Raw genomic sequence first — 26,208 nt, forward strand, 5'->3', positions numbered from 1 at the left:
CTGCCGCACTCAACGTGCCTCCGTCTGGGCGGAGTCGGCCGGCTGCGGGGACCGGCGGGGTGGCGTGGCGGTGGCGTGGCGAGAGTGCCCCGAACGGTCACGCGACGAAGAGGCAGAACGGGTGGCCTGACGGGTCCGCCAACACGTACAGCGGTTCTTCTGAGTCGTCGTGCCGGTCGAGCAGGAGACGGGCGCCCAGTGCCTCCGCTCGCTCGCGCTGGCGGTGGAGCTCCTCGACGTCGGGCACCGTGCAGTCCAAGTGGAGCTGCATGGGGACGTCATGCCGGGGCCACGTCGTGCGAGGGAGTTCGGCGACCTGCTGGAAGGCGAGCCGGGCCGCACCGGTGGCATCACGCAGGACGAGCCAATCCTTCTCGTCGCGCTCACCGTCCTGGGGCGGCTCGTCACCAGGGCGGTACGAGAATCCGAGCAGGTGCCGGTAGAACTCGGCCAGCTCTCTCGGCCGCGTGGTGTCCAGCACCGTCTGCAGCAACTGCGGGTATTCAGTCATGAGACCTCCCTCGTCTTCCTCGACGTCCCGCGTCCCACGGTCCTGCCGGACGGGGAACGACCGAGCGGGGCTCGGGTCGACCACGTCAGCCGCAGCGCCGTCGGCCACGCAGTCCTCGCCCTGTCGCAGCGGAGACGGCCGACGTCACCTCATCCGCGTCACCCCGCATGCCCCCACGGTCCCGTCCCAATCGCGAGGCAGCGAGGTGGCGAGGCGAAGCCGGTGAACGGCACGACACGGCCGGCGTGTCAGGGCACAGCGACGGCCCGCTCCTCGACCCATATCTTGATGGTGCCCGCCACCCGATCGACATCCTCCGCACCGCGCACCTATTTGTACGCAATATGAGCGCTGTTCGTACGTGTTCCGTACGGGCGGCAAGGTAGCGTGGGGGCGGAGGTGTCTCATGTCCGAGTTGTTCGACGCCGTGGACGCACTGGTGGCGTCCCGTTCCGTGCTGCCGCCGCCGGAGGAGCGCAGGCGTCTGCGCAAGGCCCACGGGCTGACCGTCGATGAGGTGGCGGCGGCGTTGCAGGTACGCCGGGCCACGGTCAGTGGATGGGAAGCGGGCAAGACCGAGCCGCGGCCGCCGGAGCGTGACGCGTACGCGCGCCTTCTGAAGCAGCTCGCGCAGCTCTACCCCGCCCCCGCCCAGGCCGCGCCCACCGTGGTCCCCGCAGACCCGGCGGTCACGGTGCCGGCACCCGCCCCCTCCCCCGCCCCGGAAGCCGAGACCCTGTCCACGGGCGGCGCGCCCGAGGTCGCGGCCACGACCAACGAGGAGAGCGCCCGCTCCCGCTCCGGTGCTGTCGCCCCTGCCCCCGACGTCGAGACGAGCGCCTCCGGGTCGTCGTCGACGCCGCGGCGCACGGGCGTGAAGAGGGCGGCCCCGGTCGCAGCCTCGGCGAGCGGCGACAACGACCCTCGGTTCGCCAACGGGCCGCTGGCGGTCGTCGACGTCGAAGACGGCCAGGTGGTTGCCCACTGCCCGGGCGGCCTGATCCTGGACGTGCCCGCCAAGAGCCTCGCGGGGCTCGTGGAGTGGACGCTTAAGGAGGCGAGGCTGGGGCAGTCGAAGCTGTCGCGGTCCGGCAAGGACGGCGACCCGCTGCTCGTACTCACCGAGGCCACGCTGGAGCGCTACGGCCTGCCCGTCACCCTCACCGACGAGGAGCGGCGTGCCGGGCGGCTGCCGGAGGACCACAAGGTCGTCAAGCAGTTGGTGCGCGCCGACTGGAGGCTGACGAAGCGGGGACTGGGACCGTGGGCGCGGATCTACCGCCCCGCGCTGGGTGCTGAGCGTGCCTGCGTGCAGCTGTGCGTCCCGTCCTGGCACGCGCTGGATGTCCGGCACTGGGGCGACGCCGGGGGGCTCGCGCCGGCGGAACTGGCGCGGCTGCTGGGCGTGTACGCGTCGCGGGTGATGACGCCACGCGGCTCGACGGCCGTCACCGGCCTGGAGCTGATGACCGCGCTGCACCCGCCGACCCGTGCCTCGGAGCCCGACGAGACGGGGAAGCGGCACTCCGAGTACAACCCCGGCTCGCTGGGGAAGGACCCGGTCGACTGTGCGCCGTGCGAGGCGCCCGACGGGCACCCGCTGCTCGCCGGCCTGCCCCGCTTCCATGTACGCGGTCCGGACGAGAAGCTTTTCGAGGAGGCGTTCGACTGGGCCAGGCCGCTGACGGACGACGAGTGCGCCAAGCGGTTCCTGGTCGGGATCGACGTCAACATGGCCTTCGCGGCCGGGGCCAACGGCCTGGTGGTGGGGCTCGGAGCACCGACTCACGTGAAGGACCCCGTCTTCGACGCGAAGCTGCCCGGCTCGTGGCTCGTGGACCTCTCCCACGTCGACCTCGCGAGGGTGAAGGTCGGCAAGGAGTGGGTGGGGCTCGACGCCGATCTGCTGCCGAACCCCTTCACACCCTCCGGTGAGCGACCGGCAGGTCCTGCCTGGTACGAGACGCGGACCGTCGCCTACGCCGTGGAGCTCGGCTACGACGTCACGCCTTCCGAGGCGTACGTCCGTTACGACACCGGCCGCTACCTGGACGCCTGGTACAACAGGCTGCGCGACGCCTACCTGGCGACGATGGCCGACCTGGGCGTCACCGCCGACCTGGGACCGGAGGAGTTCCTGGCGGCGATGGACGGGTACCGGCGGCGCGACCCCCAGATGGCGATCGTGGTCTCGGCGATCAAAGCGACCGTGAAGGGCGGCATCGGCAAGCTGCGTGAACGTCCCCGGGGCGAGGGGTGGAAGCCCGGCCGGCCATGGCGGGCCCTGGCACGCCCCACGTGGCGGCCGGACATCAGGGCCGCGGTCATCTCCCGCACCCGGGTCAACATGCACCGCAAGATCGTCAAGCACGCCGCGTTCACCGGACAGTACCCGGTCGCGATCCTGTCGGACTGCGCGCTCTACGCGTCCGACGGCCCCTCGCCGCTGGACTTCCTCCCCTACCGGGAGGGCAAGCCCCTGCCCGGCGGTTTCAAGCTGGGGGTCAACCCTGGGCTGGTCAAGCACGAGGGGACCCAGACCGTGCTGTGGGCAGAGGGCGTGCGTGAGCAGTTCGACGCCCCCGAACTCAACCTCGCCCGGTACATCAAGGACGGTACCGTCACCGCTCAGGACAACGGGGAGTAGATCACCATGGGCATGTTCGGCGACAGCCTCGACAAAGCGGTGGAGCGTTCCTTCACCCGTCCCGTGCCCAAGTCGGCCGCGGCTCAAATGCGCTACCTGGTCAAACAGCTCAAGGGCACCAAGGCGGTCGCCGAGCTGCTCTCGGTGTCCCAGCGGCAGGTCGAACGGTACGTCGCGGGCAAGGCGAGGACGCCGCGTCCGCAGCTCGCCGCCCGCCTCGAACGCGAGGTCCGCTCCCGCTGGCAGCCGCAGATCCGTGCCAGGGCCCGGCAGCAGGCGGCGACCAGCGGTGGCATCGTCATCGACACCCGCGCACGCATCGGTTACACCGCTCCGATCGGATCGACAGACGAGGACCGCATCCGGCACCTCACCGTCGCCCTGCCACCCCACCACGCCGCCCGCCTTTTCGACGCCCAGGAACAGGGCGCCAGCGAACAGCAGTTGCAGAAGGTCGCCGCCGAAGCGCTCAAGGAGACGTACTTCCAGGACCGCGGACGCCGCGCCGGCACTTTGGAGGAGGTCCGCTTCACCGACGTCGACCATCTGGAATTCGAGCTGTAGGAAGCGCGCTCGCGGCCCGGCGAACCGCCCTTTCGGAAGTTCGCCCCGGCTGACGCCTTCGCCACCTCCGTCAGCGTCACGCCCTCGGGCCGCCTGCTGTGCAGCGTCGCCGAGTACGGCGTGTGGAGGTACGGCAGCGTGTCCACAACACGCAGCGTCTGATCCCGCGGGTGCCGGTTCCCGATCTCACCGACCTCGGGGTCGCCGTCGGGGACGCGCTGCGCGCCTGCGCCCGGCAGCGCACCGCCCTGAAGAGGCATTGGGGCCCGGTCGACTGGCACTGGACCGACACGTCCCCGCCGGTTCACCGCCTTCGCGCCTCGTCGCCTGGAGAGGGCGGTGGGCATCGCGGGCGGCGGGCCGGCGACTGCGCCGACCGGGTGGGCCGGGGCTCAGACCGTGATCGCGTTCAGGGCCGCCGGGGCACGCACCGGTCCGGCGGCCGGTGAGGTGGCGTGGGGTGCGTATTCCCGCCAGGCCGCGGCCAGCCTTCGTACGGCCTCCGTCAGTACATCGGGGGGCAGCAGGAAGTGCAGCCGCAGGCACGTGGTGCTGCCGCCGAGCGTGTCCATGGTGGCGCCGGGCAGCACCGCCACCCCATGACGGAGCGCGACCTGGGCGAAGGCGACACCGTCACCGTGGGGGAGGCGGATCCACAGGGTCTGGCCGCCCGAGGCCGGCGGGCAGTGCCAGGACGGCAGCAGGCGGGTCAGTTCGGCCCGAAGGTGGTCGTGGCCGGAGCGCAGGGCGCGTACGCGTGAGGTCACGATCGGCTCGAAGTCGTCCAGCAGCCGTACGGCGGCCAGTTGCGCCGGCACGTCGCTTCCCAGGTCGTGGATGGCCTTCAGCCGGGCCAGCCGGGAGATCAGCGCCGCGGGTCCTCGCACCCACCCGATGCGCAGCCCGCCCCACACCACTTTGCTGAGCGACCCGACTCCTATGACCTCGCCGAACGACGACAGTGGCGGCTGCTGGGGCGGCCTGGGTTCGAACGCGAGATCGGCGAGCACTTCGTCGTCGACCAGTGGCACCCCCAGTCCGTTCGCCGCCTCGACGAGGCGCCGCCCGGGCAGGGGCGGCAGCACGGTGCCGGTCGGGTTGTGGAAGCGGGGAACGAGGTAGGCGAGCGCGGGACGGTGGCGGTTCATCACCCCGATCGCCTCTGTCACGTCGATGCCGTCGGGCCCCACCGCGACCGGATGCGGTACCGCCGCCGCCTCCCGGAGCAGGTCGAGTGCCCCCGGGTAGGTGGGTGACTCGACCAGCACCCCGTCACCGGGGGAGATCAGCAGCCGGATCAGCAGCGCCAGGGCTTGCTGGGCACCGGTGGTGACCAGGATGTGTTCCGGACCGGTGACCACGCCGTGGCTCGCGTACCGTTCCGCGATGGCCGTCCGTAGTGCCGGCAGCCCGGCCGGGTGGTAGCCCAGGTCGTTGTCCGGCAGGGTCATCGTCCGGTACGCGTCGGCCAGTTCGGGCGTCGGCCCCGCCGGTGCCGCGCAACTCAGCAGGATCACGTCGTCCGGTGCTTCCAGCAGGTGAAGGAAGAGCGGGTTGGACGTCTCGCGCACCCCGGGGCGGGGTGGGATCGCGGCGGGCGCGACTCGTGTCCCGCTGCCCTGCCGCCGTACCAGCCGTCCCTCCTGACGCAGGGTGTCGTAGGCGGCCACGACCGTGGTCCGGCCGACCGCGAGGGCGGCGGCGAGTCGCCGGTCGGGGGGCAGCACGGTGCCGGCAGCCAGCAGCCCCTCGTCGATGAGCTGCCGGAGGCGGGCGGCGAGGAGGAGGTACAGCGGACCGCGTCCGGCCGACCAGCGGCCGAGACGGGCGACGAGATCGTCCGGCGGAAGAGAAATTGGCTTCATCGGCGGACCAATCTGCCGTGATTGGTCCTGTGACCGCAAGTGGGTCTCCCTTTCACTCGGTTGCATGAGCCATGACAGCGCAGCACTCCGGCCCGAGACCCTCGCGGTCCACCCTCCCCGGGTCCCGATCACCGGCAGCACGCGTCTGGGTGTCCCGCTCCACCAAGGGCACGTCTTCGCCTTCGACAGCGCCGAGGCGATGGCCGACGCCTGCCACTCGCCCGACGCCTTCGTCTACAGCCGCCTCGGCAATCCCACCGTCCGTGCCCTGGAGGACGCCGTCGCCCGGCTGGAAGGAGGAGCCGTCGCCCTCTCCTACGCCTCGGGGATGGGTGCCATCAACGGTGTTCTGCTGGGCCTGCTGGCCTCCGGGGACCATGTCATCGCGCAACGATGCCTCTACGGCGGTACGTACGCGGTACTCACCGACCTCGCCGCGCGGTGGGGTGTGGAGGTGACGTACGTGTCCGGGACCGACCCCGAGGAGGTGCGGCGGGCGCTGCGGCCCCGCACGCGGCTGCTGTACCTGGAGACCATCGCCAACCCGACCACCCGGGTCGCCGATCTGCCCGCCCTGATCGCGGTCGCCGCCGAGGCCGGCGTCCCCAGCGCGGTCGACAACACCTTCGCCTCGCCGCTGCTGTGCCGGCCGGTCGAGTACGGCGCGGACATCGTGATCCACTCCGCGACGAAGTACCTGGCCGGGCATGCGGACGTCCTCGGCGGGATCGCGGTCTTCCAGGACGCCGAGCTGTACGGCCGTATCCGCCACTACGCCATCGAACAGGGCGCCATCACCGATCCATTCGCCGCCTGGCTGACCCTGCGCGGTCTGCAGACGCTGGCGCTGCGCATCGAGCGGCAGAGCGCGAGCGCCCTCGATCTGGCCGGCCGGCTGGCCGCGCACCCGGCGGTGGCGGCCGTTCGCCACCCGGCGCTCGACGGGCACCCCGACCGTGCCATCGCGCGACGGCTGCTGCCGAAGGGCGGCGGTGGGGTCGTCTCCTTCGACCTCGCGGACGGGCGTGAGGCGGGCCGCGTCTTCATCGAGGCGGTCCGCCTGGCGGCCCTGACCGCCTCGCTGGGCGATGTGAAGACCCTGGTGATGCACCCGGCCTCCACCTCGCACCGGCAGCTCGACGCCGCCGCCCTCGACGCGGCCGGTATCGGCCCCGGAACGGTACGGATGTCCGTCGGGATCGAGCACGTCGAGGATCTGTGGACGGACCTGGAGCAGGCCCTGAACCGGGCCGCGAAGGGGTCTTGAGCGCCTGAGTGCCCGGGTGCCTGATGGCTCGGGCCGCCGGGCGTCCGGCGGGGCGGCCGGTGACGGGACGGCGCCGGTCGCCTCGGGCCGCGCGGCCGGCCGCGCGGCGCTCGGCGGTGCCGGTCAGGGCCGGAACTGGCGGCGGTAGGACGAGGGGCTGACCCCCATGGTCACCCTGAAGTGGTGGCGGAAACCGGCGACGGACAGGCCCACCCGGCCGGCCACTGCGTCGACCGAATGGTCAGTGGACTCCAGCAGTACGGCGCCGGCCAGGATCCGCTGGTGCGTGACCCAGCGGCCCGGCGGCCCACCGACCGCTTCCGCGAAGCGGCGTTCGAACTGGCGTACCGACAGGTGGGCGACGCGCGCCAGTTCGTCGACGGTCAGCCGCCGGTGCAGGTTGTCCAGGGCGTACCGCATGGCGTTGCTGATCGGATCGCCGGGAGGTACGTGCCCCACCGGTCGTTCGGCGAACTGGGTCTGGCCGCCTTCGCGGTGCGCGGCCACGACCATGCGGCGGGCGACGCGACCGGCGACGTCGGCGCCGTGGTCGCTGCGGATGAGGTGCAGGCAGACGTCGATGCCGGCGGCGGTGCCCGCGGCGGTGACGACGGAGCCATGGTCCACGTACAGCACCGACGCGTTGACCGTCACCTCGGGATGGCGCTCCTGCAGCAGACGGGCGTGCCGCCAGTGCGTGGTCGCCTCCTTGCCGTCCAGCAGACCCGCGGCGGCCAGGGCGAACGCGCCACTGCAGATGGACACCACGCGTGCCCCTCGCGCATGCGCGTCCCGCAGTGCCCGCAACACCGTCGCGGACACGGGGCGGCGCACGTCGGCGACGCCCGGGACGATGACGGTGTCGGCGTGGCGGAGCCGGTCCAGGCCGTGGTGGACCACGATGTCGAAACCGCCCACGGCCCTGTGCGGCCCGGGGGCCTCGGCGCACAGCTCGAACCCGTACCACCAGTCCACGTCCAGCTCGGGCCGGGGGACGGCGAACGCCTCGGCCGCGGTGGCGAACTCGAACGGGCCCATCCCGTCGAAGACGAGGCAGGCGATCCGATGGCGGGAGCGCATGACGCGATCCTAGCGATCGATGCCGTTTCCGACACTGCCGGACCGGACCGGGGAGGCCCGAACCTGGTGGCATGAAACCTGTGACCACGGCTCCACTGACGTTCGGCATGCTCGTCTTCGACGAGGTCGAGGTCCTCGACATGGGCGGCCCCTTCGAGGTCTTCAGCACCGCCGGCCGGCTTGCCCGTACCGCCGACGACGAGCCCCTGCTGCGGGTCCTGACGGTCGCGACGACCGATCGCCCGGTCCGGGCGCGCGGGGGGCTGAAGGTGGTGGCGGACCACATCCTCGACGAGGCGCCGCCGTTCGACGTGCTGGTGATCCCCGGCGGCGTCACCACGGCGGTCGAGGCGGACCCGGACGTCATCGACTGGCTCGACCGGCGCCGCCGTACCTCCGCGCTGACGTTCAGCATCTGCACCGGGGCCTTCCTGCTGGCCGCCACCGGGGCGCTGGACGGCCGCCCCGCCACGACCCACTGGGAGGATCAGGAGGAACTGGCCCGACGCCGGCCGGGCGTCCGGGTACGCACCGACGTCAGGTGGGTCGACGACGGCGACATCGTCACCTCCGCGGGGATCAGCGCGGGCATCGATGCCGCGCTGCACATCGTCGGCCGGCTCTTCGGCGAGGACCTCGCTCGTCGCACCGCCCACCAGATGGAGTACGTGTGGACGAACGTCGCCGGGTGACACAGGCGGGGCGGCCGGGGGTGCCGCCTCAGTGCTGGAGCAGGCCGCCGACCGGGACGGGAGCGACATGACCGGTCGCCGGCAGGGTCTGTGCCAGCGTGCGGCCGACGTCCACCAGCGATGACCGGCGCAGGCCGGCGACAACGGGGATCGCCGTCCACACCGACGCGGCGACGTCGCCGTTCGGCTCCGGCCGGAGCCGGCCACCGGTGATGCGGACGCGGTAGAGGACGCCGACATTGTGGTGCTCGACTCCCGCCCGTGCGACGGCGCGGGAATCGTCCGGGAGTCCACGTGAAGCCGGAAGCAGGGTGGGTGCTCCCGCCCCCGCGCGTCCTGTCGGGCGGGCGGGGGCGGGCGGATGGACGGCGGGGCTCAGCGGTGCTGGAGCGCCTTGACGTTGTCGCCGAAGGTCCAGCCGCGCGATCCGTCCCAGTTGATCGACCACGTCATCAGGCCCTTCAGCCTGCCGCCGTAGGCGTTCCAGGCCTGCGCGACCAGGGATGGCGCCATATGGCCGCCACCTGCGCCCGGTTGGGCGGGCAGTCCGGGGACCTGCTTGTCGAGGGGGACTTTGATGGTGGTGCCCTGCACGGTGAGGCCCCGGTCCAGGCAGTCGGTCTGGGCGGTGAACCCCCGCACGGTGCCCGCCTCGTAGGAATCGCCGGAGCATCCGTACATGCTGCCGTTGTAGTACTGCATGTTGAGCCACCACAGCCGGCCGTTGTCGGCGTACTTCTTGACGACCGGTAGGTAGGCGCCCCAGATGGAGCCGTAGACCACGCTGCCGCCGGTCACGTACGCCGTCTCGGGAGCCATGGTGAGACCGAAGCCGGGCGGCATGGCGGCGAGGACGCCGTCGATGATCCGCATCAGGTTGCTCTGGGACGGCGAGAGCCGCTTGATGTCGCCGCTGCCGACCAGGCCGGTCTCGATGTCGATGTCGATGCCGTCGAAGTTGTTCGCCTTGAGGATGGGGACGATGGTCTGCACGAACCGGTCGGCGACGGCGGTCGAGCCGAGGTCGATGCCGGCGGTGGCGCCGCCGATGGACATCAGCACGGTCAGGCCGGCCTCCTTGGCCTGGCACACCTCGGCCGGGGTGGGCACCCGCACGGTGGCGTCCATGCCGTCCTCCCACAGCACGGTGCCGTCGGACCGGATGACCGGGAAGGCCGTGGTGACCACGTTGTAGCCGTGTGCGCGGATGCGGGCGTCGGTGATCGGGGTCCATCCGAACGGTGGATGGACGCCGTTGGCGGAGCCGTCCCAGTTCTCCCAGTAGCCCTGGAGCACCTTGCCCTGGGGGCGCGGCTTGGTCGCGCAGGTGGCGGCGGCGGAGGGGTGGGCGGACGGAGCCTCGGCGGCGGCCGGGGTGTCCGGGGCGGCGGCGAGCAGCCCGAGGGCGAGCGCGGTGGCCGCGAGGAGGGCGGCCGTCGGCCGTACGGTGCGTGTGCCACCGGCTCGCGGCGGCGTCGGCGGCGGCGTCCGCCTGGTGCGTCGGAATCCGGACACGGGTATCTCCCCTTCCAAGGTCCGGTCTGTGGGTGTGCTGCGGGGTCCGGCTCAGAACCGCACGTCGGAGCAGGCGTAGAAGGCGTTGCCGGTGTCGGCGATGTTCCACGCGCCGAGGATGAGGTGGCGCCCGGTCTTGTGCGGCAGCACACCGGTGTGGCTGACCGTGGATCCGGGGAGGCGGCCGCCGAAGGGAACCGTCAGGAAGGGCTGCGGATCAAGGTCGGCCCTGGTCAGCGGCTTGGTGGGGTCCCAGCCGTCCTTGGTGACGTAGTAACGGAAGTCGGTGGTGGCGTGGCGTGCGGTGATCCGCCAGACGAAGGTGTGGTTCTGTCCCGCCGTCAGGGTGGTGGCGGGCCACGCCCCGCCGCGTGGGTCATCCAGCTCGGAGAAGCGGCCGTTGCCGCCCGCGCAGATGCGTCCGTCGGCCGGCCCGCGGGGGAAGCCCTTGGGGCCCTCCACGCTGGGCGGCTCCCACTGGATCTGCCCGCAGCCGCGGACGGTGCCGTTGCCGCACAGCTGCTGCCGGCTGACGGGCGAATCGGTGTAGCCGTGGCTCTGGGCGGTACCGGCGGTGGCGAGGAAGGTGCCGCCGAGCAGTCCGAGGCCGACGAGTAACGAGGTGAGCTTCCGCTGCATGGGTGCGCTCCCGTGATCGTGGGGGTGCCGGTGGGGGCGGACGTTGTCGTCCGGTGCGCTGCCGGGTGGAGCGACGGGGGTGGGGGGCGGCAGGGCAGTGATTGTCCGGAGGACGGCTGTCCGCTGCGGTCTAGACCAAGTGCGAGGCTAGACCCGCCGGTTGAGCATGTCCATACCAATTCCTGGGTCGACGCCGAAACGACTGAACGGCGTCGGGGCCGGGCGCGGCCGGGGCGTGTCGCACATGGCGAACGACGACCGTGCCAGCGCGCCCGCACCGCAGCTGCCGCACACGGTGCCGCGGCCGGTACCACGCGGGTCGCCCGGGAACAGCAGTCCCGCCATCCACTACGCGCTCGTCAGCGGCGCCCGGCCACCCTCTTCGCGCTCGGCGACCAGGTCGTCGGAGCCGTGACCTTCGACCTCGCCAACGGCGGGATCGGCATCGTCGCCCCCACCCGCTCGGCCGCCTCAGCCCTGGCGGCGTCGCGGCCCGGACACGCCGCTCGTCCCCCGGTGGCAGCCTGGCGCCGGCCACGCCCCGGCCCCGGAGCCCCAGGCCACCGCCAGCCATCGGCCCACGGTGCGTTCGCCGATCCGCACGCCTTGGTTCGCGAGTATGTGTCTTATCGGTTCTCCCACTTGGACAGGCAGGCGCGAAAGACGCCGGTCTCGGCTGCCACGTGGGCGATCGGACGGCGGCGGCGTTCCACGAGCCTTCGACCTCCTTCGATGCGCGAGGGAGCGTTCGCATGTGTCACTGGAGGACCTCGGCGCTTCGGCCGGCCGCGACGACGGTGCGGAGGGGGAATGCGATGAGTAGCGCGACAGCGATCAGGAGTCCGCTGGTCCAGAGCGGCCCGAGGTCCCCGGCCCTTGTGCTGAGGGTGGTCGCGGCGATGAGGGGACCGGCGGCGGCGCCGGTGTTGAGCGCTGCGGTCGCGTACGAGCCGGCCATGGTGAGGGCTTCCGCGGCCTCGTAGAGGACTCGCGCGATCAGCGTGCTGCCCAGTGCGAACGACAGCGCGCCCTGCACAAAGACGAGGGCACACAGGGCGACCGGCTTGTCGGCCAGTACGGCCAGGGCCGGCCAGCCGACGAGCAGCAGCGGACCGCCGACCGCGATGACCAGACCGGGACACCGGTCGGACAGCCGGCCGGCGACGGTGACGCCGACGAAGGAACCGGCGCCGAAGAGCACCAGAACGACAGAGATCCACAGCTCACCCAGCCCGGCAGTGTCGGTCACCAGAGGGGCGAGGAAGGTGAAGCTTGCGAATGTCGCCGCGTTCACCAGCGCGCCGAGCAGCATCACCAGGATCAACCGCGGTCTTGTGAGCAGGGCGAGCTCCACCCGCAGGGCGGGCCCGCCCGTCACCTCCTCCTTCACCCGTCCTGCGGGGATGCCCTTCAGGACACCAAGAGCAGCGGGCAGACAGAGAGCGGCGACAGCCCAGAATGTGGCCCGCCAGCCGAGTACCGTGCCGAGTACCGACCCGCCAGGGACACCGGCGATCGTGGCCACCGTCGTGCCCGACAGCAGCACGGCCAGGGCACGTCCCTTCCTTCCGGGCGGGACCAGCGTGGCGGCAGCCGTCAGAGCGACGGCAAGGAACCCCGCATTCGCGAGCGCGGCGACGACCCGGGTGGCGAACAGGACCGGGAAGCTGGTGGTGACGGCCCCCGCGGCGTGAGCTGCCGCGAAAGCAAGGATGAATCCGAGAAGGCTGGAGCGCCTGGGACAGTTGCGGGCGAGCGCGGCCACAAGAGGAGCGCCGACGACCATGCCGATCGCGAAGGCCGAGGTGAGCATGGCCGCTGTCCCGACGGTGACGTTGAAATCCGAGGCGATGTCCGGCAAGAGGCCGGCGAGCATGAACTCCGAGGTGCCCATGGCGAAGACCGCCACGGCGAGCAGGTACAGCGAGAGAGGCATCGAAGGCTCCGAGGTGAGGAGAAGCACGAGAAGGTCATCTCGTCACCGCGGCCGGCCCCCACGGGCACACTCGTCCCGCCACGGAGTGCGGCGCGACGACAGGGCTACGAGCTCAGGGCTTCAGGGGGCTGACGGCGTGACCGAAAGCCCCCACCTTGTCCGACTCAGGACTCGACATGGCGCGCACGGTACCCGACCGACGCCCGTCCAGGCACCCTGGTTTCACCGGCATCGGCCTGTGCTCGCCACCCTCATGTCCCGCGACACCCAGGTCGTGTCCGTGAAGTCTCGCCCGGCCCGCGACGCCCTTCGGGTGAACGCCGATATTTTCCGGACACTCCCTAGGAGCGCGGTTCCAGGGTGATGTGCGGGGACAGCGCGCGCAGGAAGTCGGGCGCGTCGAAGATCTTGCCCGCCGAGGCGACCCCGATCGCCTCGGTCCGTCCGGAGAGGACGCGGTCGACCGCCTCGACCACGAGTGGCGCGGTGATCGCGTAGATGTCCTGGCCCCGGGCCACCGCACGCCGTTCGTCGCCGCCGGAGCGTACGACGACGTCGACGAGGAAGGTCTGGGCCGACCGCCCCTGCTCATCGACCGCGGCGGGTGTCGGTGCGTCCGCGGCCACGACGTCGCGGGCCGCCTCGACCGTCATATAGGTGCGCACCTCGGGGATGGGGAGGTGGCTGGGTACGGTCACGACGTCGGCCATGGTGAACTCCGCGATCACGGACCGGGTCCCCATCGGCTCGGGGAAGTCCCACCGCTGGGTCGGCGCGGCGTCGTCGCGGTGTTCCAAGCGCCCGTTGGTGTAGCGGATGCGCCGACCGCCTCGCCGCTGCCGGGAGACCGTGCCCGCCGAGCGCGTTCCGGCGGTGGGATGCCAGTGGTTCAAGCCGTACGCGACGTGCGCCTCGTCGGCTTCGGTCCAGTCGCCCATCGCCGCCGTGACCAGCAGGTCGCCCAAGCCGCCGAAGAAGGCCATCGCCGGGACGATCACCGCTCGCGCGGCTGCCGCCCGCTCGGCGAAGTGCGCGAAGGTGTCGGCATTGGCCTCGATCTCGGCCGCCACGTCCAGGTACGGGACCCCGGCTCGCAGGGCCGCCTCGATCACGGGGGCGGCCGTCGTGGCGAAGGGACCGGCGCAGTTGATCACGGCTGCCGTGCCGGCCAGCGCGCGGTCGAGCGCCGCCGGGTCGTCGACCGGTGCCGGACGGGCGTCCAGTCCGGTCTCGTACGCCTGGTCCTTGAGCCTGTCGGCGTCGCGTCCGACCAGGACCGGTACGAACCCACGCCTCGTCAGCTCCGCCACGACGAACCGTCCTGTGTGCCCGTAAGCGCCGTACACCGCGACCATCTTGTTCGATCCCATGGGTGCTCCCCGTGTTGCTCCGCCGTAGCTGTCACGAGCATTCTGGCCAAGATCAGCCCCGCAGACGATCGTCGGAAACGACAGCGGACGCACACTTTCGGACACGGCATGGTGACATGCCTCCCGGACGCCGCGACCTGTTCGGGCCGTGGCGCGCCATGGCGATCGGCCGGCACCCCGTCCGGGCGGCGTCCACCTCGGTACCGGGTGTCGGCGCTACCGGGAGCGGTGCTACCGGCGCCGGCGGCGAGCCGCGGCGGTCGGCGGACCGCCGGAGGGCCACTCGGCCACGGGCGGGCCGCGGCGCGTGGTTGCCGACCGAGTGCCTGACGCGATTACGCCCCCCTGATGGTATGGACCTGACAAGTTGACCCGGCTAGCCTGGCGGTCGTTGAGAGCGCTCTCACGACTGTTGGGCCTGCGGTCGCCGGGCCCTGTCGTCCATCGGAGGAATCATGAGACGCCTGACCGTCCTGCGCGCCGCCGCCGCGGCGTTCCTGCTCACCGCCGCCCTGAGCGCGACCGGCCCCCACGCCTCGGCCGTCGGGACCCCGGACACCTCGCGGCCGGCCGAGGCCGGCCTCATCGACGGCATGCGCCTCGACCTGGGCCTGACCCGAGAGCAGGCCGAGCAGCGGCTGCTGGCCGAGCGGACCGCGGTGAAGGTCGAACGGCAGGCGCAGCGCTCCGCGGGATCCGCGTACGGCGGCTCCTGGTTCGACCCGGCGAAGGGCCGTCTCGTCGTCGCGCTCACCGACCCCGCCAAGGTCGCCGAGGTGAAGGCGCTCGGTGCGGAGACCCGGCTCGTCCGGCACGGCGCGGCCCTCCTCGACCGGGTCAAGAGCCGGCTCGACTCCTCGCCGGCGCCCGCCGGAGTGGCCGGCTGGCACGTCGACCCCCGGGCCAACCGCGTCGTCGTCACCGTGGTGCGGGCCGACCGGAACGGCCCCGCCGTGCGGGCGTTCGTCGAACGGGCCCGCCTGGCCGGCCCCGTCACGGTCGCCGAGACGGAACGCGCCCCGGTCACGTACGCGGCGGGCACCGTCGGCGGCGACCCCTACTACACCGGCAACGTCCGCTGCTCCATCGGCTTCTCCGTGCACGGGGGCTTCGTCACCGCCGGTCACTGCGGTCGCGCGGGTGCCGCCGTGCGTGGCTGGGACGGGTCCGCGATGGGGACGTTCCAGGGCTCCTCCTTCCCGGGCGACGACTACGCGTACGTGAGCGTCCACAGCGGCTGGTGGACCGTCCCGGTGGTGCTCGGCTGGGGCACGGTGCCGGACCGCCTGGTGCGTGGCTCGGCCGAGGCGCCCATCGGTGCCTCCATCTGCCGGTCGGGCTCCACGACACGGTGGCACTGCGGCACCGTCCTGGCGAAGAACGAGACCGTCAACTACAGCCAGGGCGCCGTCCACCAGATGACCAAGACCAGTGTGTGCGCCGAGGGCGGCGACTCGGGCGGGTCCTTCATCAGCGGTGACCAGGCCCAGGGCGTCACCTCCGGTGGGTGGGGCAACTGCTCCTCCGGCGGCGAGACATGGTTCCAGCCCGTCAACGAGATCCTCGGGCGCTACGGCCTCCGGCTGCACACCGCCTGACCGGGGCGCCGGTCACGCCGGAGGGCGGGTTCGCCGGCACCCGGCACCCGGCACCGGAAATTGGCGGCGGGGGCGTCCGCGAGAACGGACTCCCCCGCCGTCCGGCGCTGCCCCGGCCGTACCGCTGTCGCCGGCAGCCCCACCACCGCGAGGCGGGCGCGCGTCTCTCCGCTCGTCGACGGGGCGCCGACTGCGGCGTGATGCGTGGGGCCGGTGTGGTCGGTTCCGGTTCACCGGCCGGGCGACCTCGGAAGCGCATGGCCGGCCATCCCCCCTGCGCGCTGTGACCGACCCTCCATAGGTCCCGCCGGGCCTGCCGGCCCAGGGCCTCCCTGGAGAGCGCACGTACCGCACGCGCTGGTCGCCGTCAGGCCGACGACCGTCCGTGTGGCGGAAGGCGGCCCGACAGGCGCTCGGGCGGCGGCCGGTGTGCCGGGCGAAGAGGGCGGCGAAGGTGCCGGGGTCCCGGTAGCCGACGTCCGCGGCGACGGCGGCGACGGTGCGGTCGGTGGTCTCCAGAAGATGGCGTGCGCGACCGACCCGGGCGGCCTGCAGATGGGCCAGCGGGCTGCGTCCGGTCTCCGCGGTGAAGCGGCGCAGCAGCGTGCGGGTGCTGACCCGGAAGGTGGCCGCGAGCGAGGTGAGGTCGTACGGTTCGGCGAGGTTCCGGTCGAGCTGCCGCATGACCCGCTGGGAGAACTCCCGGCCTGCGGGAGGAGCCGCGGATCGACGTACGGGGTCTGGGAGGTGCGCGCGTCGTCGACCAGTGCGATACGGGCGGTGGTCCGGGCCACCCGGGCCCCGTGGTGCCGGCGGATGAGGTCCAGCGCGAAGTCGTACATGGCGCTGAAGGCGGCCGTGGTCGTCACCCCCGCATCGGTGACGACCAGGTCCTCGGGCCGCACGTCGGCGGCCGGGCAGCGGCCGGCCAGTTCGCCGGCGTACAGCCCACGGTCCGGGCGCGAGACGAGATCCTCGCCTTCCTCGCCGACCGTCTGCACCCGCACGGGTGAGTGTCGCCAAGGGAGTCCGGACCGTGCCACGTGAGCGTGGCGGGTTCGCCGCACAGCCGTTGCCTCGGTCGCTGCCGCCCCGCCGTGCCGGTGAGGCCGAGGGGCCGGGCCCCGGCCCCGGCACCACGGGCCAGGCGGGCCGGACGGTCGGCGGCGGACAGCGGCGGGGGCAGCCCGTTCGCTATGAGGCGGGGATTCGCGCGGCGAGGAGTGCGATGTCGTCGGCGTGGTCGGTGTTCATACCGTTGAGCAGTTCGTCGCAGAAGGTGTCGAGCTCTTCGCGGGCGAGCGCCGCCGCGTGCTGTCGTAGGCGGGTCATGCCGTGGCCGAGGTCTTCACCGCGGCGCTCGATGAGTCCGTCGGTGTACATGAGCAGGGTGGAGCGGGCGGGCAGGGTTTCGGTGGCGTGGTCGCGCGGGTGGTCGGGGTCGACGCCGAGGAGCAGGCCACGGCCGCCCTGGAGGTAGCGAGTGTCGCCCTCGTGGGTGACGAGCAGGGGCGGGGGGTGGCCGGCGCTGGAGTAGGTGATCGCCCAGTGGGCGGTGTCGTCCTGGTCGAGAAGGCCGTACAGGCAGGTGGCGGTGGCATGGGGGTAGAGGGACTGGTGCGCGAGGTCGAGACGGCGCAGGATGTGCCCCGGGGGTTCCTGGCGGTCGCATCCGATGCCGCGCAGCATGTTGCGCAGCTGGCTCATGGTGATCGCGGCGCGCAGGTCGTGGCCGGTCACATCACCCATGATCATGGTCGTGCTGCCGTTGGGCAGGACGAAGCTGTCGTACCAGTCGCCGCCCACTTCGGCGGTGGTGGCAGCGGGTGCGTAGCGGGCGGCCAGCCGCAGGGGGCCCGTTTGGGGCAGGGTGGGCAGGAGGGAGCGCTGGAGGCGTTCGGCGATGTGCTGGGTTTCGCGGTGCAGCCGGGCGTTGTCCACGCCGAGTGCGATGCGGTGTGTCAGATCCTCGACCATGGCCAGGTCGTCGGAGGTGAGGGGGGCACGGTCGGCGGAGCGGCCGATGGTCAGCGCTCCGAGGACCTGCCGACGTGCGCGCACGGGGGCCACGACGGCGGTATGGGTGCCGAGCTGCTCGAACAGCTCCAGCTGACGGGCGTGCAGCGGGTCGGCGGCATCGTGAGGCGCGGGGATGTCGGCGGCGGTCAGGAGCAGGGGGCCGGCACCGATGAGTACGCGCGACAGCGGGCCGACGGGCTCTTCGGGGAGTTCCGGGAGCAGGCCGGTCAGACCGCCGACCGGCAGTGTGCCGGGATCGCGGTGGACGACGCTGACCCGGCGCGGGCGCCCGTCGTCCTCGAGCAGATCGACCGCGCACCAGTCGGCCAACTGGGGCACAAGGATGCGGCACACCCGGCGTACCGCGGCGTAGGGGTCGAGAGTGCTCGTCATGGCGGTGGTGGTCTCCGCAAGGAGCGTCAGCCGGTCCAACGCCCGCTGGACCACCTGGTCCACCTCGAAATCGTCCATGCCCTCTCCTTCCACCACGCCGTGGCCTCAGCAGGCGCTCCTGGGTACAGCTTCGCCTCCCTCTTGCTCCGCGTCCGGTATGTCCCGGGAGTCGGAGCGGCCTGTGGCCGACGTTGCCACAGCACCGTGCGCGCCGCGGCTCGCGCGGCTTGCCCTGTCCGGCGCGATGGCCTGGACGTCCGCGGCCCGCGCTCCGCGTGAGAGGGGTCGGCCCGTCATGGCCTGCCGTGCCAGTCGAGGCAGACGACCATCGCGTCGTCGGACGCGTTGGCGGGGGCGCGATGTCCGACCAATTCTTGGAGGATGGCGCGGGGGACCTGTGAAGGGGGGAGCAGCCGGGTGCCGAGGATGGCGCGGGCCAGGGCTTTCTCGCTGTAGCGTTCTCCGGCCGCGGAGGCGACGTCGTACACGCCGTCGCTGATGAAAAGGAGCCGGTCCCCGGGTTCGGCCTGGAAGTGCTGCGTGGTGTAGTTGGTGTCTTCGAACATGCCGAGCGGCAATTGCGCTTCGCATTCGATCTCTTCCGGTTTTCCTTGCCGCAGGAGCCACATCTTCGGGGAACCGGCGTCGATGATCTGCGTCTCGCCGGTGACGAGGTCGAAACGAAGAAGCAAGGTGGAGAGATATGCCCGCCCGCGGTAATGACCGTAAACGGCCTGATCAGCCAGATACGCCTGGTCTGCGAGAGACAGGCCACCGCGGCGCGCGTTTCGCAGGGCGCTGATGGCGAGGTTGGTGAGCAGGGCGGCCTCGATGCCCGCTCCCATGCCGTTGGTGACGGTGAGGGTGAGGTGGTCGGCGGTGGTGGACCAGTCGAAGTTGTCGCCGAAGATCGCGTAGGCGGGCTCCAGCTGCGCACCGATCTCGTACTCGGGCCGTGCGCAGGACCGGCCGGGCAGCAGTTGCCATTGCATCTCGGCGGCGAGCGTGAGCCGGTTGGCGCGGCGGGCCTGGAGGTACAGGTCGGTGTCTCGTTCGGCGACGACGATGGCATGGCCGAGGATTTCGGCGATGTCCTGTAGTTCTTGCGGTGATTCCGGGGAGAAGTGCTCCGCGGGCAGACGGACGGTCAGCACTCCCAGGCGATCTCCGCGCACACTTACGGGCAGGTGCACCGTCACGTGGGCGGTGTGCGGGTCGGTCTCGACGTAGGGCAGTTGGGAGCTGAACGCACGACCCGGGGAGCTGCCGTTCACCTGAATCGGCTCGGTGGTGTAAGGGAGCACGTCGAGCGGTTGCAGTATGGTCATCGCGTAGTCGGCCATGAGGAGGTCGACGGAGATCGCCGCGAAGTCTTCGGTGATCGCCTTTCGCACCACTTCGAGAAGAGCGTGCGGCTCTGCTCGGCGCAGTGCGCGCTCGACCCTGGATCTGCCCACCGTCGGTTACCGCCTGTTCGGGGAGAGAAAGCAAAGGAGAGGACGGACTTCGATGCCGCAGCATCTGACCGGACTGTCGAGTGCCGCATCGGAAGGCACACGTTCTCAGGCGTCCTTCGGAGCCGGCCGGGATACTGCCGCACGGGAGGCCCGAGAAGTAGCCGATCTGTTTGAGCTGCTATGCAATCGCAGCCGAGACGACGTGGCGACAGCGCCCGTTTCATCGTCACAGCTGAAGGTCCTGTACGTTCTGGATCAGCACGAGGGCATCAATCTGAGAACGCTGGGCGAGGTACTCGGATCCGCCCCTTCGTCCATCAGCCGTATGTGCGACCGGCTTCAGGCACTGGGGTTCATCGAGCGGTCGCTCAGTTCAGCCAGTCGCCGCGAGTTGCAATTGCGGCTGACGGCCCAGGGCGCGAACTACCTTTCCGACCTGCGGACCCGGCGGGAAACCATGCTGGCGGAGGTCATGGCCTCCATGACGCCGGCCGCCAGAGCAGCTCTCGTCCAGGGCCTGATCGGCTTCCGTCGCGCGGCGAACGGCTTCACGTCCCGTGCCGAGGGTGCGGACGGTGTGACGGAAACCGCTTGACCGGCGTCGGCCGCGGGAGGACTGCCTGTGCAACGTTCACCATTCCTTCTGTCAGGGGCCGCCGCCTGCTCGCACCCGACTCGGTCAGTCGTCGGGCGCTGAGGTCAGCGTCTTGCCTCAGCGGCGTCGTTGTCAAACGGCAAGTATTGCCGCATGGCAAGAGTTCGGCCACAAGCATGGCACATCCATCGCGGGCCTACGGTTTTTCCCCACCCGGCCCCTGACGGGCAGTCATTCCGTCCGGGCCACCCACGCGCCTCCTGCGCCAGGACCGGTCGGCAGTGTGACGTCGACCGAGCGCCGCCTCACCCATGCCGCGTCTCCCATGGGCGTTCTGTACGGCCAAGGGCCGCACACCACGCTCGGGCGTCCGCAAAGCGACTGCATGTGCCACCAACCCGGCGGTGATCATCTACGCTGAGGCAGATATTTGTCGCACGGCAACTGTCATGGGAGGGCGAAATGGACCACGACACAGCCGCCGGGGCGTGCGCCCCGGGGCCCACCGGGCGCACGGTCGCTCAGCAGGTCGATGATGCCCCCCTGGGCATGTCCCGGCCACGGCTGGTCGGCTCCCTCGTCGCACGCGACCTGATCGACCCGGTCATCACCGTCCGGCTCGCGGGTGGCCGGGGCCTCGTGACCGCGTGCCCGGCCGAGGCCGTCACCCCGGTGGAAGGCGACCTCGACCTGTCGGGCGTGGAGGCGGCACATGCGCGCGGGCGATGAAACGGTCCCGCCGGCCTCGGCCGCCGTGAGCCATGGTGATCCGCCGCCGGCTCCCGGCCGGCCCGCCCTCGCCGGGGACGGCGCAGGCGGATCCGGCTCGGACGGGTCGGTCGCCCACTACCCGCTCAACAGCGAGGAGGACCTCGTCGTCGTACGCCACGCGGTACGAGCAGCCACCCTCCGGGCCGGGTTCTCCCTGGTGGACCAGACCCGTGTCGTCACCGCCGCGAGTGAGCTCGCCCGCAATGCCTACGTCCACGCAGGCGGAGGCGACCTCGCCATCGAACTGATTCGGCACGCCGACAGACAAGGGCTGCGGCTGACGGTCACCGATCACGGCCCCGGCATCAGCGATCCCGACGCCGCTCTCACCGACGGCTACACCACCGGGCCGGGCCTGGGTCACGGGCTGGGCGGCGCACGCCGCCTCATGCACGACTTCCACATCAGTACAGCCGAGCAACGGGGGACCACAATCATCGCCACACGCTGGGCTTCCCCCTGAACGCCACCTGCCCACCGGCTCCCGCGGCAGGGGGAAGGCGCGGCGGACAACCGTCACGATCCCCCAGCCGGCCGTACCGGCGCGTGCCGAGCGGACACCGGATGGTGACGCGGCAGGTAAGTGGGGTGCGGGAGGGCACTCTTCAGCACGAGCAGGAGACAGAGCCGCGCTCGCTGACGTCGAACAGCGCGTAGGTCTCGGTGAGGTGCAGCAGGTCCCGAGCCTGGTCCCGCAGGCCGGTCAGGACGAGCCGGCTGCCATCGGCCCGGAGGCGACGGCGCAACCGCAGCAGCAGGTTGAGTCCCATGGAGTCGATGAAGGACACCTGGGCCAGATCCAGGCACAGAGTCTTCCCACCGACGGGTGTGACGGTGGCGGCACTGTCCACGTCAGGGCATGTCGTGACGTCCATCTCACCGGCCACCGCGATGACGGTCTCGTCGGGAAGGTGGGTGACTGTCACGCTGAACACCTTTGACATGGTTCGTTCCCCATTCGGGATCGAGCCCTTCACGGACGTCACCCGTGGGGGCGGTCCGCCGAGCGTGCGGCAAGGGGGTAGCGGCGGCCGAGCAGGACTCCCGTACCACGCTCCGGCCACCGACCGTGGCCGCGAGACAGCGCGGGGGCCCTCACCAGACAAGCTGGCTTCTTGGCAGCGTGGCACAGCCATGCCGATCAGGGCGAGCCTGTTCTCCGCATACGGACCAGAGCTTGACCCGCACACCGCCGTGCGCGTCCCGCGCCGTTCGCGAAGAGGCGGCGAACAGCCCCGGCACCGGCTCGTTGCCGGCGACCCGGACGCCGACCCTCGGCGGCGGAGGACGGGCTTGGCGGTGCGCCACGGCGGCGGGGAAAAGCAATCCGATGCAACAGGGATGTTTGTTCGGGCCCGGACGGTGCAGACGATGACTTAACACCGCCTTTATACGACGACGAGACGGAGACACACCATGGGCATCATCGCGTGGATCATCATCGGCCTGATCGCCGGCGCCATCGCCAAGGCCCTGATGCCGGGCAAGGACCCGGGCGGCATCATCATCACCATGCTCATCGGTATCGCCGGCGGTCTGCTCGGCGGCTGGCTCGGCAAGGTCATCTTCGGCGTCGACTCCATCGACGGATTCTTCGACGTCTCCACCTGGATCGCCGCGATCATCGGTTCCGTCATCCTGCTTCTCATCTACCGCCTCGTCACCGGCAACCGCCACTCCCACCGCCACGCGTAACCCGCGCGGCACCCATCCCCACACACTTGAACGGCTCCCCCCTGTTCGCAGGGCGGGAGCCGTCAGTGTGGTGGCGGCCGGCTGTCGGTCAGGCCCGGTGCACATGGCGCACGATGTCGTCGACGCGCCCCTTGCCGGCGCATGGCGGAACGGGGCAGCGCCACGCGGCGGCCGCTCAGGTGCCGCACTCGTTCTTCGAGACGTCCCGGGCGGGCGGACTTCCGGCTGTTCCCGGACGGATCGAAAACGTAGATGTGCGGCCCCGGTGGGGCCAGCCGATCGCTACCCGAGCTGACGGTCTGCAGGGCGTCCTGCCGCTCTGGAGGTCCGCGATCAAGCGGCGGCTTCGGGTTGCCACCGCCCGGTCCGGGTGGCGGCAACGCCGAACAGCGGAATCAGCCGGCGTGCGCGCCCGCCCGGCGCTCCGTCACCACCCCCACGTGGGTCGTCCGCCGGGGGAGACCGACCGCGGGCACGTCAGGACGGTGGTGTACGGCGGGCGGAGGGACGGGGGCGGGGCACGGCGCGCAGGAGGGCGTGCAGTACGGCGTCGACGGTGTCCCGGGGCGGCTCGTCGGCCACATGGGTGAGCAGGCGCGCCAGGGTCCGCAGCAGGGGCGGTGAGGCCATGACGCGGGGGTGGAGGATCGGCCGGTAGCCGTAGCGGCCGAGGACGAGGTCGCCGGCGAGGTTGCCGAGGCGGTAGTAGCGCCCCCAGCGTCGGTTGATCTCCGCCGGGTACTGCCGCAGCGCGTGTTCCCGCCCCGCTCCGGAGGGTCGTGCGAGGGCCAGGGCGATGGTCTCGGCGGCGACTTCGGCGGCCTCCATGGCCTGGCCGATGCCCTCTCCGCTCCACGGGCTGACCATGCCGGCGCTGTCCCCGACGAGCAGCAACCCCCGCCGGTACTGCGGGTGCCGGTTGAAGCCCATGGGCAGGGCGGCACTGCGCAGCGGACAGGTGGCGTTCTCCTCGCTCAGGCCCCAGTCGTCCGGGAGCCGGGACAGCCACCGGTCCATGGTCGCACGCAGGTCCACCGGGCCGTGGTGGCGGCGCGGCATGGCGCCGAGCCCGACGTTGATCCGGCCGTCGCCCAGGGGAAACACCCAGCCGTAGCCGGGCAGGTCCCGGCCGGTCCTGCTGCACAGGAGGTCGGCCCACAGTTCGAGGTAGGGGTCCTGGGAGCGCGCCTCGCTCCGGTAGTAGCGCCGGGCGGCGGTGGCGATGCTGCGCCGGGGATCGCGTTCCAGCCCCATCAGCACGGCGGTGCGGGCCGAGGCGCCGTCCGCGGCGACCACCAGCGGCGCCCGGTACAGGACGGGGCGTCTGTCGGGACCGGCCACAGCCGTCACGCCGGTGATCCGCCCTGCCCGGTCGGTCAACGGCGCGGTGACCCTCACCCCGGTACGCAGCCGCGCCCCCGCGCCGACCGCGTGGGCGGCGAGGATGTCGTCGAAGTCATGGCGGCTGCGTGTCAGCCCGAAGTCGGGGTGACTGCCCAGACGGGGCCAGTCGATCTCGACCTGCCGGCCCGAGCAGACCCAGCGCATACCGCGATTGCGGGTCCACCCGGGAGCGTTGACGTCGATTCCCATCCGCACCAGCTGGTGCACGCCCCGGGGCGTCAGCCCGTCCCCGCACACCTTGTCCCGGGGGAAGCCGCTCTTCTCCAGCAGAAGGACGTCCACGCCCGCCCGGGCCAGATGAAGCGCGGCCGCGGACCCCGCGGGACCGGCGCCCACCACCACGACCTGCGCCTCCTCGGACTCTCCGTGGCCGTCCTGCCGACTGCCCCGACCGCCGACCCCGCCCGCGCCCTCGTCATCGCTATGTGTGCTCACCCGACCACTATGGATGATCGGCGGCGCGCTGCACACGAAGGCGAACGGCGCATGTCCCCTGCTGCGGGCATGCCGGTCTCTCCCACCTCGCCGGATCACCGGGCCCGGTACCACCCGTGCCGGTACCCGGGAGCGGTTCGCCGCGGATGCCGCCGGACGCCGTGAGGTTCCGCGGCGTCGGGGTGCCCGGCCCGCGACCCGCTGTCGGCGCCCGTGCCGCTACCCTGTGGTCACCCGCCGGTCGTGGCGACCCGTGGTGGTGTGATCCCGCGTATCTCGCTCGCTTTGCTGCCTCTGACCGCGGATCGGTTGTGCGGGCGGGGAGCGAGGGGTGACGGGGATGAGGAGCGGGCACCGGCTGGGCCGGCGGTTCGGGTGGCTCTGGGGGGCGTACGGGACCAGCGCGCTCGGCACCTGGCTCGCCTTCGGCGCGTTCCCCCTGATCGCCGTCCAGGTGCTGCACGCCGGACCGGCCGAGGTCGCCGCGCTGTCCTCCGTGGGGGCTCTGGTGGGCGCGGCCGTGGCGGTGCCGCTCGGCCCGTGGGTGGAGTTCCGCCGCAAGCGGCCGGTGCTGATGGCGATGGACCTGGCGCGGTTCGCGGCGTTGCTGACGATCCCCGCCGCCTTCGCGCTCGGTGTGCTCACCTTTCTCCAGCTCCTGCTGGTCTCGGTGGTCGTCGCGGCGGCCGACATCACCTTCCGCGCCGCCTCGGGCGCGTACCTGAAGACGCTGCTGCCGGCCGAGGACCTGCTGGTCGCCAACGCCCGGTTCGAGTCCACGGCCTGGACGACCACGATCATCGGACCGCCGCTGGGCGGCGCGGTCATCGGGCTCCTCGGTCCGGTGGCGACGGTGGTGGCCGACGCGGTGAGCTACCTGCTCTCGGCCCTGGGCATCGGCGCGATGGGCGGGCAGGAGCCCCGGCCCGAGCGCCGGGAGGTCGCGCGCGTGCGCGCCGGGGACCTGCTCGACGGCTGGCGGCACATCCTCGCCGACGCGACGCTGCGACCGCTGTTCTTCAACACCGCCTTGTTCAACGGCCTGGTGATGGCCACCTCGCCGCTCCTGGCCGTCCTGATGCTGGGCGAACTCGGATTCGCCCCCTGGCAGTACGGCCTCGCCTTCGCCGCGCCGTCGATCGGCGGGCTGCTCGGGTCACGGCTGGCCCGACCGCTCGTCAACAGGTTCGGACAGCACCGGGTCCTGGTCGTGACCGGGGTCCTACGCGCGGTCTGGCCCATCGGCCTCATCTTCCTGGGGCCGGGCACCGGGGGGCTGGTGCTGGTGATGGGCGTCGAATTCGGCCTCATCCTCTGCTGCGGGATCTTCAACCCCGTCCACGCCACCTACCGCCTCGAACGGACCGCCACCGACAGGGTCGCCCGCACGCTGACGGCGTGGGCGGTGACGACCAAGGCCACGACCGCGCTCCTGACCGCGGTCTGGGGCGTGCTCGGCAGCCTGCTCGGCCCGCGCACAGCGATCGGCCTCGCCGGCGTACTCCTGCTGGCGACCCCGCTGCTCCTCCCCCGCCGTGTCGCTGCTCCCGTGGGACAGTCGGCGGAGGCAGCACCCCCTCCACCGTCCCGGAGCGCCTGACACACCGTCAGACGGCCATGCCTACGGCCCGCGGACGCGGTCCGGGCGTCGATTACCACGCCACCCAGGGCCGCTCCTGGCGCCTCCGGCTGTCCGCCGACGGCGCACGGACCGCTCCTCTCCCCACGCCGGGCACCACGCCGGGCATCACGCCC

General features: G+C 71.8%; 23 protein-coding genes and 2 pseudogenes. 11 read left to right on the plus strand and 14 right to left on the minus strand.

Features of this window, described 5'->3' with window-relative positions:
• Positions 1-97: 97 nt before the first annotated feature.
• Positions 98-511: a VOC family protein gene (locus AC07DW_RS22255; RefSeq protein ID WP_478859412.1), complete on the minus strand. Its 414-nt coding sequence runs from the start codon at positions 509-511 to the stop codon at positions 98-100.
• A gap of 406 nt (positions 512-917) precedes the next feature.
• On the opposite strand from AC07DW_RS22255, the gene tap reads away from it, so the two are divergent.
• Positions 918-3,158 (plus strand): telomere-associated protein Tap, encoded by a 2,241-nt coding sequence (tap, locus tag AC07DW_RS22260; protein WP_478859413.1) that lies wholly within the window; start codon positions 918-920, stop codon positions 3,156-3,158.
• A 6-nt stretch (positions 3,159-3,164) separates the two neighbouring features.
• Positions 3,165-3,722, plus strand: coding sequence for a telomere-protecting terminal protein Tpg (tpg, locus tag AC07DW_RS22265; protein WP_478859414.1), 558 nt, complete (start codon positions 3,165-3,167; stop codon positions 3,720-3,722).
• A gap of 392 nt (positions 3,723-4,114) precedes the next feature.
• On the opposite strand, the gene AC07DW_RS22270 is transcribed toward tpg, so the two are convergent.
• Positions 4,115-5,587: an aminotransferase-like domain-containing protein gene (locus tag AC07DW_RS22270; RefSeq protein WP_478859415.1), complete on the minus strand. Its 1,473-nt coding sequence runs from the start codon at positions 5,585-5,587 to the stop codon at positions 4,115-4,117.
• 64 nt (positions 5,588-5,651) lie between these two features.
• On the opposite strand from AC07DW_RS22270, the gene AC07DW_RS22275 reads away from it, so the two are divergent.
• On the plus strand, positions 5,652-6,854 hold the full coding sequence (locus AC07DW_RS22275; RefSeq protein WP_478859416.1) for a trans-sulfuration enzyme family protein: 1,203 nt from the start codon (positions 5,652-5,654) through the stop codon (positions 6,852-6,854).
• 123 nt (positions 6,855-6,977) lie between these two features.
• Here AC07DW_RS22275 and AC07DW_RS22280 read toward each other — a convergent pair whose 3' ends face one another.
• The gene (locus tag AC07DW_RS22280; protein WP_478859417.1) at positions 6,978-7,934 is read right to left on the minus strand and encodes a helix-turn-helix domain-containing protein; all 957 of its coding nucleotides are present in this window, start codon (positions 7,932-7,934) and stop codon (positions 6,978-6,980) included.
• 71 nt (positions 7,935-8,005) lie between these two features.
• Between AC07DW_RS22280 and AC07DW_RS22285 the strand changes: the two genes are divergently transcribed.
• Positions 8,006-8,626 carry a DJ-1/PfpI family protein gene (locus tag AC07DW_RS22285; RefSeq protein ID WP_478859418.1) on the plus strand — a complete coding sequence of 207 codons (621 nt, stop codon included), beginning with the start codon at positions 8,006-8,008 and terminating at the stop codon, positions 8,624-8,626.
• A gap of 28 nt (positions 8,627-8,654) precedes the next feature.
• Here AC07DW_RS22285 and AC07DW_RS22290 read toward each other — a convergent pair.
• The 6 genes and pseudogenes from AC07DW_RS22290 to AC07DW_RS22315 all read right to left on the minus strand — a co-directional run.
• Positions 8,655-8,885, minus strand: a pseudogene (locus tag AC07DW_RS22290) (NUDIX hydrolase); the annotation flags it as partial.
• A gap of 116 nt (positions 8,886-9,001) precedes the next feature.
• Complete coding sequence (locus AC07DW_RS22295; protein ID WP_478859462.1) at positions 9,002-10,024, minus strand: chitinase; 1,023 nt, start codon at positions 10,022-10,024, stop codon at positions 9,002-9,004.
• A gap of 168 nt (positions 10,025-10,192) precedes the next feature.
• Entirely contained in the window at positions 10,193-10,780 is a 588-nt protein-coding gene (locus AC07DW_RS22300) for a lytic polysaccharide monooxygenase auxiliary activity family 9 protein (protein WP_478859419.1), read from the minus strand.
• Positions 10,781-11,409: 629 nt separating this feature from the next.
• A pseudogene (locus tag AC07DW_RS22305) lies at positions 11,410-11,541 on the minus strand (IS481 family transposase); the annotation flags it as partial.
• Positions 11,538-12,716: a Cmx/CmrA family chloramphenicol efflux MFS transporter gene (locus tag AC07DW_RS22310; protein WP_478859463.1), complete on the minus strand. Its 1,179-nt coding sequence runs from the start codon at positions 12,714-12,716 to the stop codon at positions 11,538-11,540. The gene AC07DW_RS22310 and the pseudogene AC07DW_RS22305, both read right to left, overlap by 4 nt.
• Before the next feature lie 341 nt (positions 12,717-13,057).
• Positions 13,058-14,086, minus strand: coding sequence for a saccharopine dehydrogenase family protein (locus tag AC07DW_RS22315; protein ID WP_478859420.1), 1,029 nt, complete (start codon positions 14,084-14,086; stop codon positions 13,058-13,060).
• Between the two features lie 455 nt (positions 14,087-14,541).
• Here AC07DW_RS22315 and AC07DW_RS22320 point away from each other — a divergent pair, with 455 nt between their 5' ends.
• Complete coding sequence (locus AC07DW_RS22320; RefSeq protein ID WP_478859421.1) at positions 14,542-15,684, plus strand: S1 family peptidase; 1,143 nt, start codon at positions 14,542-14,544, stop codon at positions 15,682-15,684.
• 12 nt (positions 15,685-15,696) lie between these two features.
• Here AC07DW_RS22320 and AC07DW_RS22325 read toward each other — a convergent pair whose 3' ends face one another.
• Positions 15,697-16,368 carry a helix-turn-helix domain-containing protein gene (locus tag AC07DW_RS22325; RefSeq protein WP_478859422.1) on the minus strand — a complete coding sequence of 224 codons (672 nt, stop codon included), beginning with the start codon at positions 16,366-16,368 and terminating at the stop codon, positions 15,697-15,699.
• A 119-nt stretch (positions 16,369-16,487) separates the two neighbouring features.
• Between AC07DW_RS22325 and AC07DW_RS22330 the strand changes: the two genes are divergently transcribed.
• On the plus strand, positions 16,488-16,697 hold the full coding sequence (locus AC07DW_RS22330; RefSeq protein WP_478859423.1) for a hypothetical protein: 210 nt from the start codon (positions 16,488-16,490) through the stop codon (positions 16,695-16,697).
• Positions 16,698-16,878: 181 nt separating this feature from the next.
• Here AC07DW_RS22330 and AC07DW_RS22335 read toward each other — a convergent pair whose 3' ends face one another.
• Complete coding sequence (locus tag AC07DW_RS22335; protein ID WP_478859424.1) at positions 16,879-18,174, minus strand: PP2C family protein-serine/threonine phosphatase; 1,296 nt, start codon at positions 18,172-18,174, stop codon at positions 16,879-16,881.
• A gap of 215 nt (positions 18,175-18,389) precedes the next feature.
• The gene (locus tag AC07DW_RS22340; RefSeq protein WP_478859425.1) at positions 18,390-19,490 is read right to left on the minus strand and encodes a PP2C family protein-serine/threonine phosphatase; all 1,101 of its coding nucleotides are present in this window, start codon (positions 19,488-19,490) and stop codon (positions 18,390-18,392) included.
• A gap of 115 nt (positions 19,491-19,605) precedes the next feature.
• On the opposite strand from AC07DW_RS22340, the gene AC07DW_RS22345 reads away from it, so the two are divergent.
• The 3 genes from AC07DW_RS22345 to AC07DW_RS22355 all read left to right on the plus strand — a co-directional run bounded on the left by AC07DW_RS22345 (position 19,606) and on the right by AC07DW_RS22355 (position 21,382).
• A complete protein-coding gene (locus AC07DW_RS22345) occupies positions 19,606-20,148 on the plus strand; it encodes a MarR family transcriptional regulator (RefSeq protein WP_478859426.1) in 543 nt (180 codons plus the stop codon).
• Positions 20,149-20,610: 462 nt separating this feature from the next.
• Entirely contained in the window at positions 20,611-20,877 is a 267-nt protein-coding gene (locus AC07DW_RS22350; protein ID WP_478859427.1) for a hypothetical protein, read from the plus strand.
• On the plus strand, positions 20,861-21,382 hold the full coding sequence (locus AC07DW_RS22355) for an anti-sigma regulatory factor (protein ID WP_478859428.1): 522 nt from the start codon (positions 20,861-20,863) through the stop codon (positions 21,380-21,382). Before AC07DW_RS22350 ends, AC07DW_RS22355 begins: the two co-directional genes overlap by 17 nt.
• Before the next feature lie 142 nt (positions 21,383-21,524).
• Here the strand turns inward: AC07DW_RS22355 and AC07DW_RS22360 are convergent, their stop codons facing one another.
• Complete coding sequence (locus AC07DW_RS22360) at positions 21,525-21,845, minus strand: STAS domain-containing protein (protein WP_478859429.1); 321 nt, start codon at positions 21,843-21,845, stop codon at positions 21,525-21,527.
• A 490-nt stretch (positions 21,846-22,335) separates the two neighbouring features.
• Between AC07DW_RS22360 and AC07DW_RS22365 the strand changes: the two genes are divergently transcribed.
• Positions 22,336-22,614, plus strand: coding sequence for a GlsB/YeaQ/YmgE family stress response membrane protein (locus AC07DW_RS22365; RefSeq protein ID WP_478859430.1), 279 nt, complete (start codon positions 22,336-22,338; stop codon positions 22,612-22,614).
• Positions 22,615-23,091: 477 nt separating this feature from the next.
• Here the strand turns inward: AC07DW_RS22365 and AC07DW_RS22370 are convergent, their stop codons facing one another.
• Positions 23,092-24,360: a geranylgeranyl reductase family protein gene (locus tag AC07DW_RS22370; protein ID WP_478859464.1), complete on the minus strand. Its 1,269-nt coding sequence runs from the start codon at positions 24,358-24,360 to the stop codon at positions 23,092-23,094.
• 433 nt (positions 24,361-24,793) lie between these two features.
• Here AC07DW_RS22370 and AC07DW_RS22375 point away from each other — a divergent pair, with 433 nt between their 5' ends.
• Positions 24,794-26,053 (plus strand): MFS transporter, encoded by a 1,260-nt coding sequence (locus AC07DW_RS22375; protein WP_478859465.1) that lies wholly within the window; start codon positions 24,794-24,796, stop codon positions 26,051-26,053.
• The last annotated feature ends 155 nt before the right edge of the window (positions 26,054-26,208 follow it).

Source organism: Streptomyces sp. NPDC045701 (genome assembly GCF_056432045.1).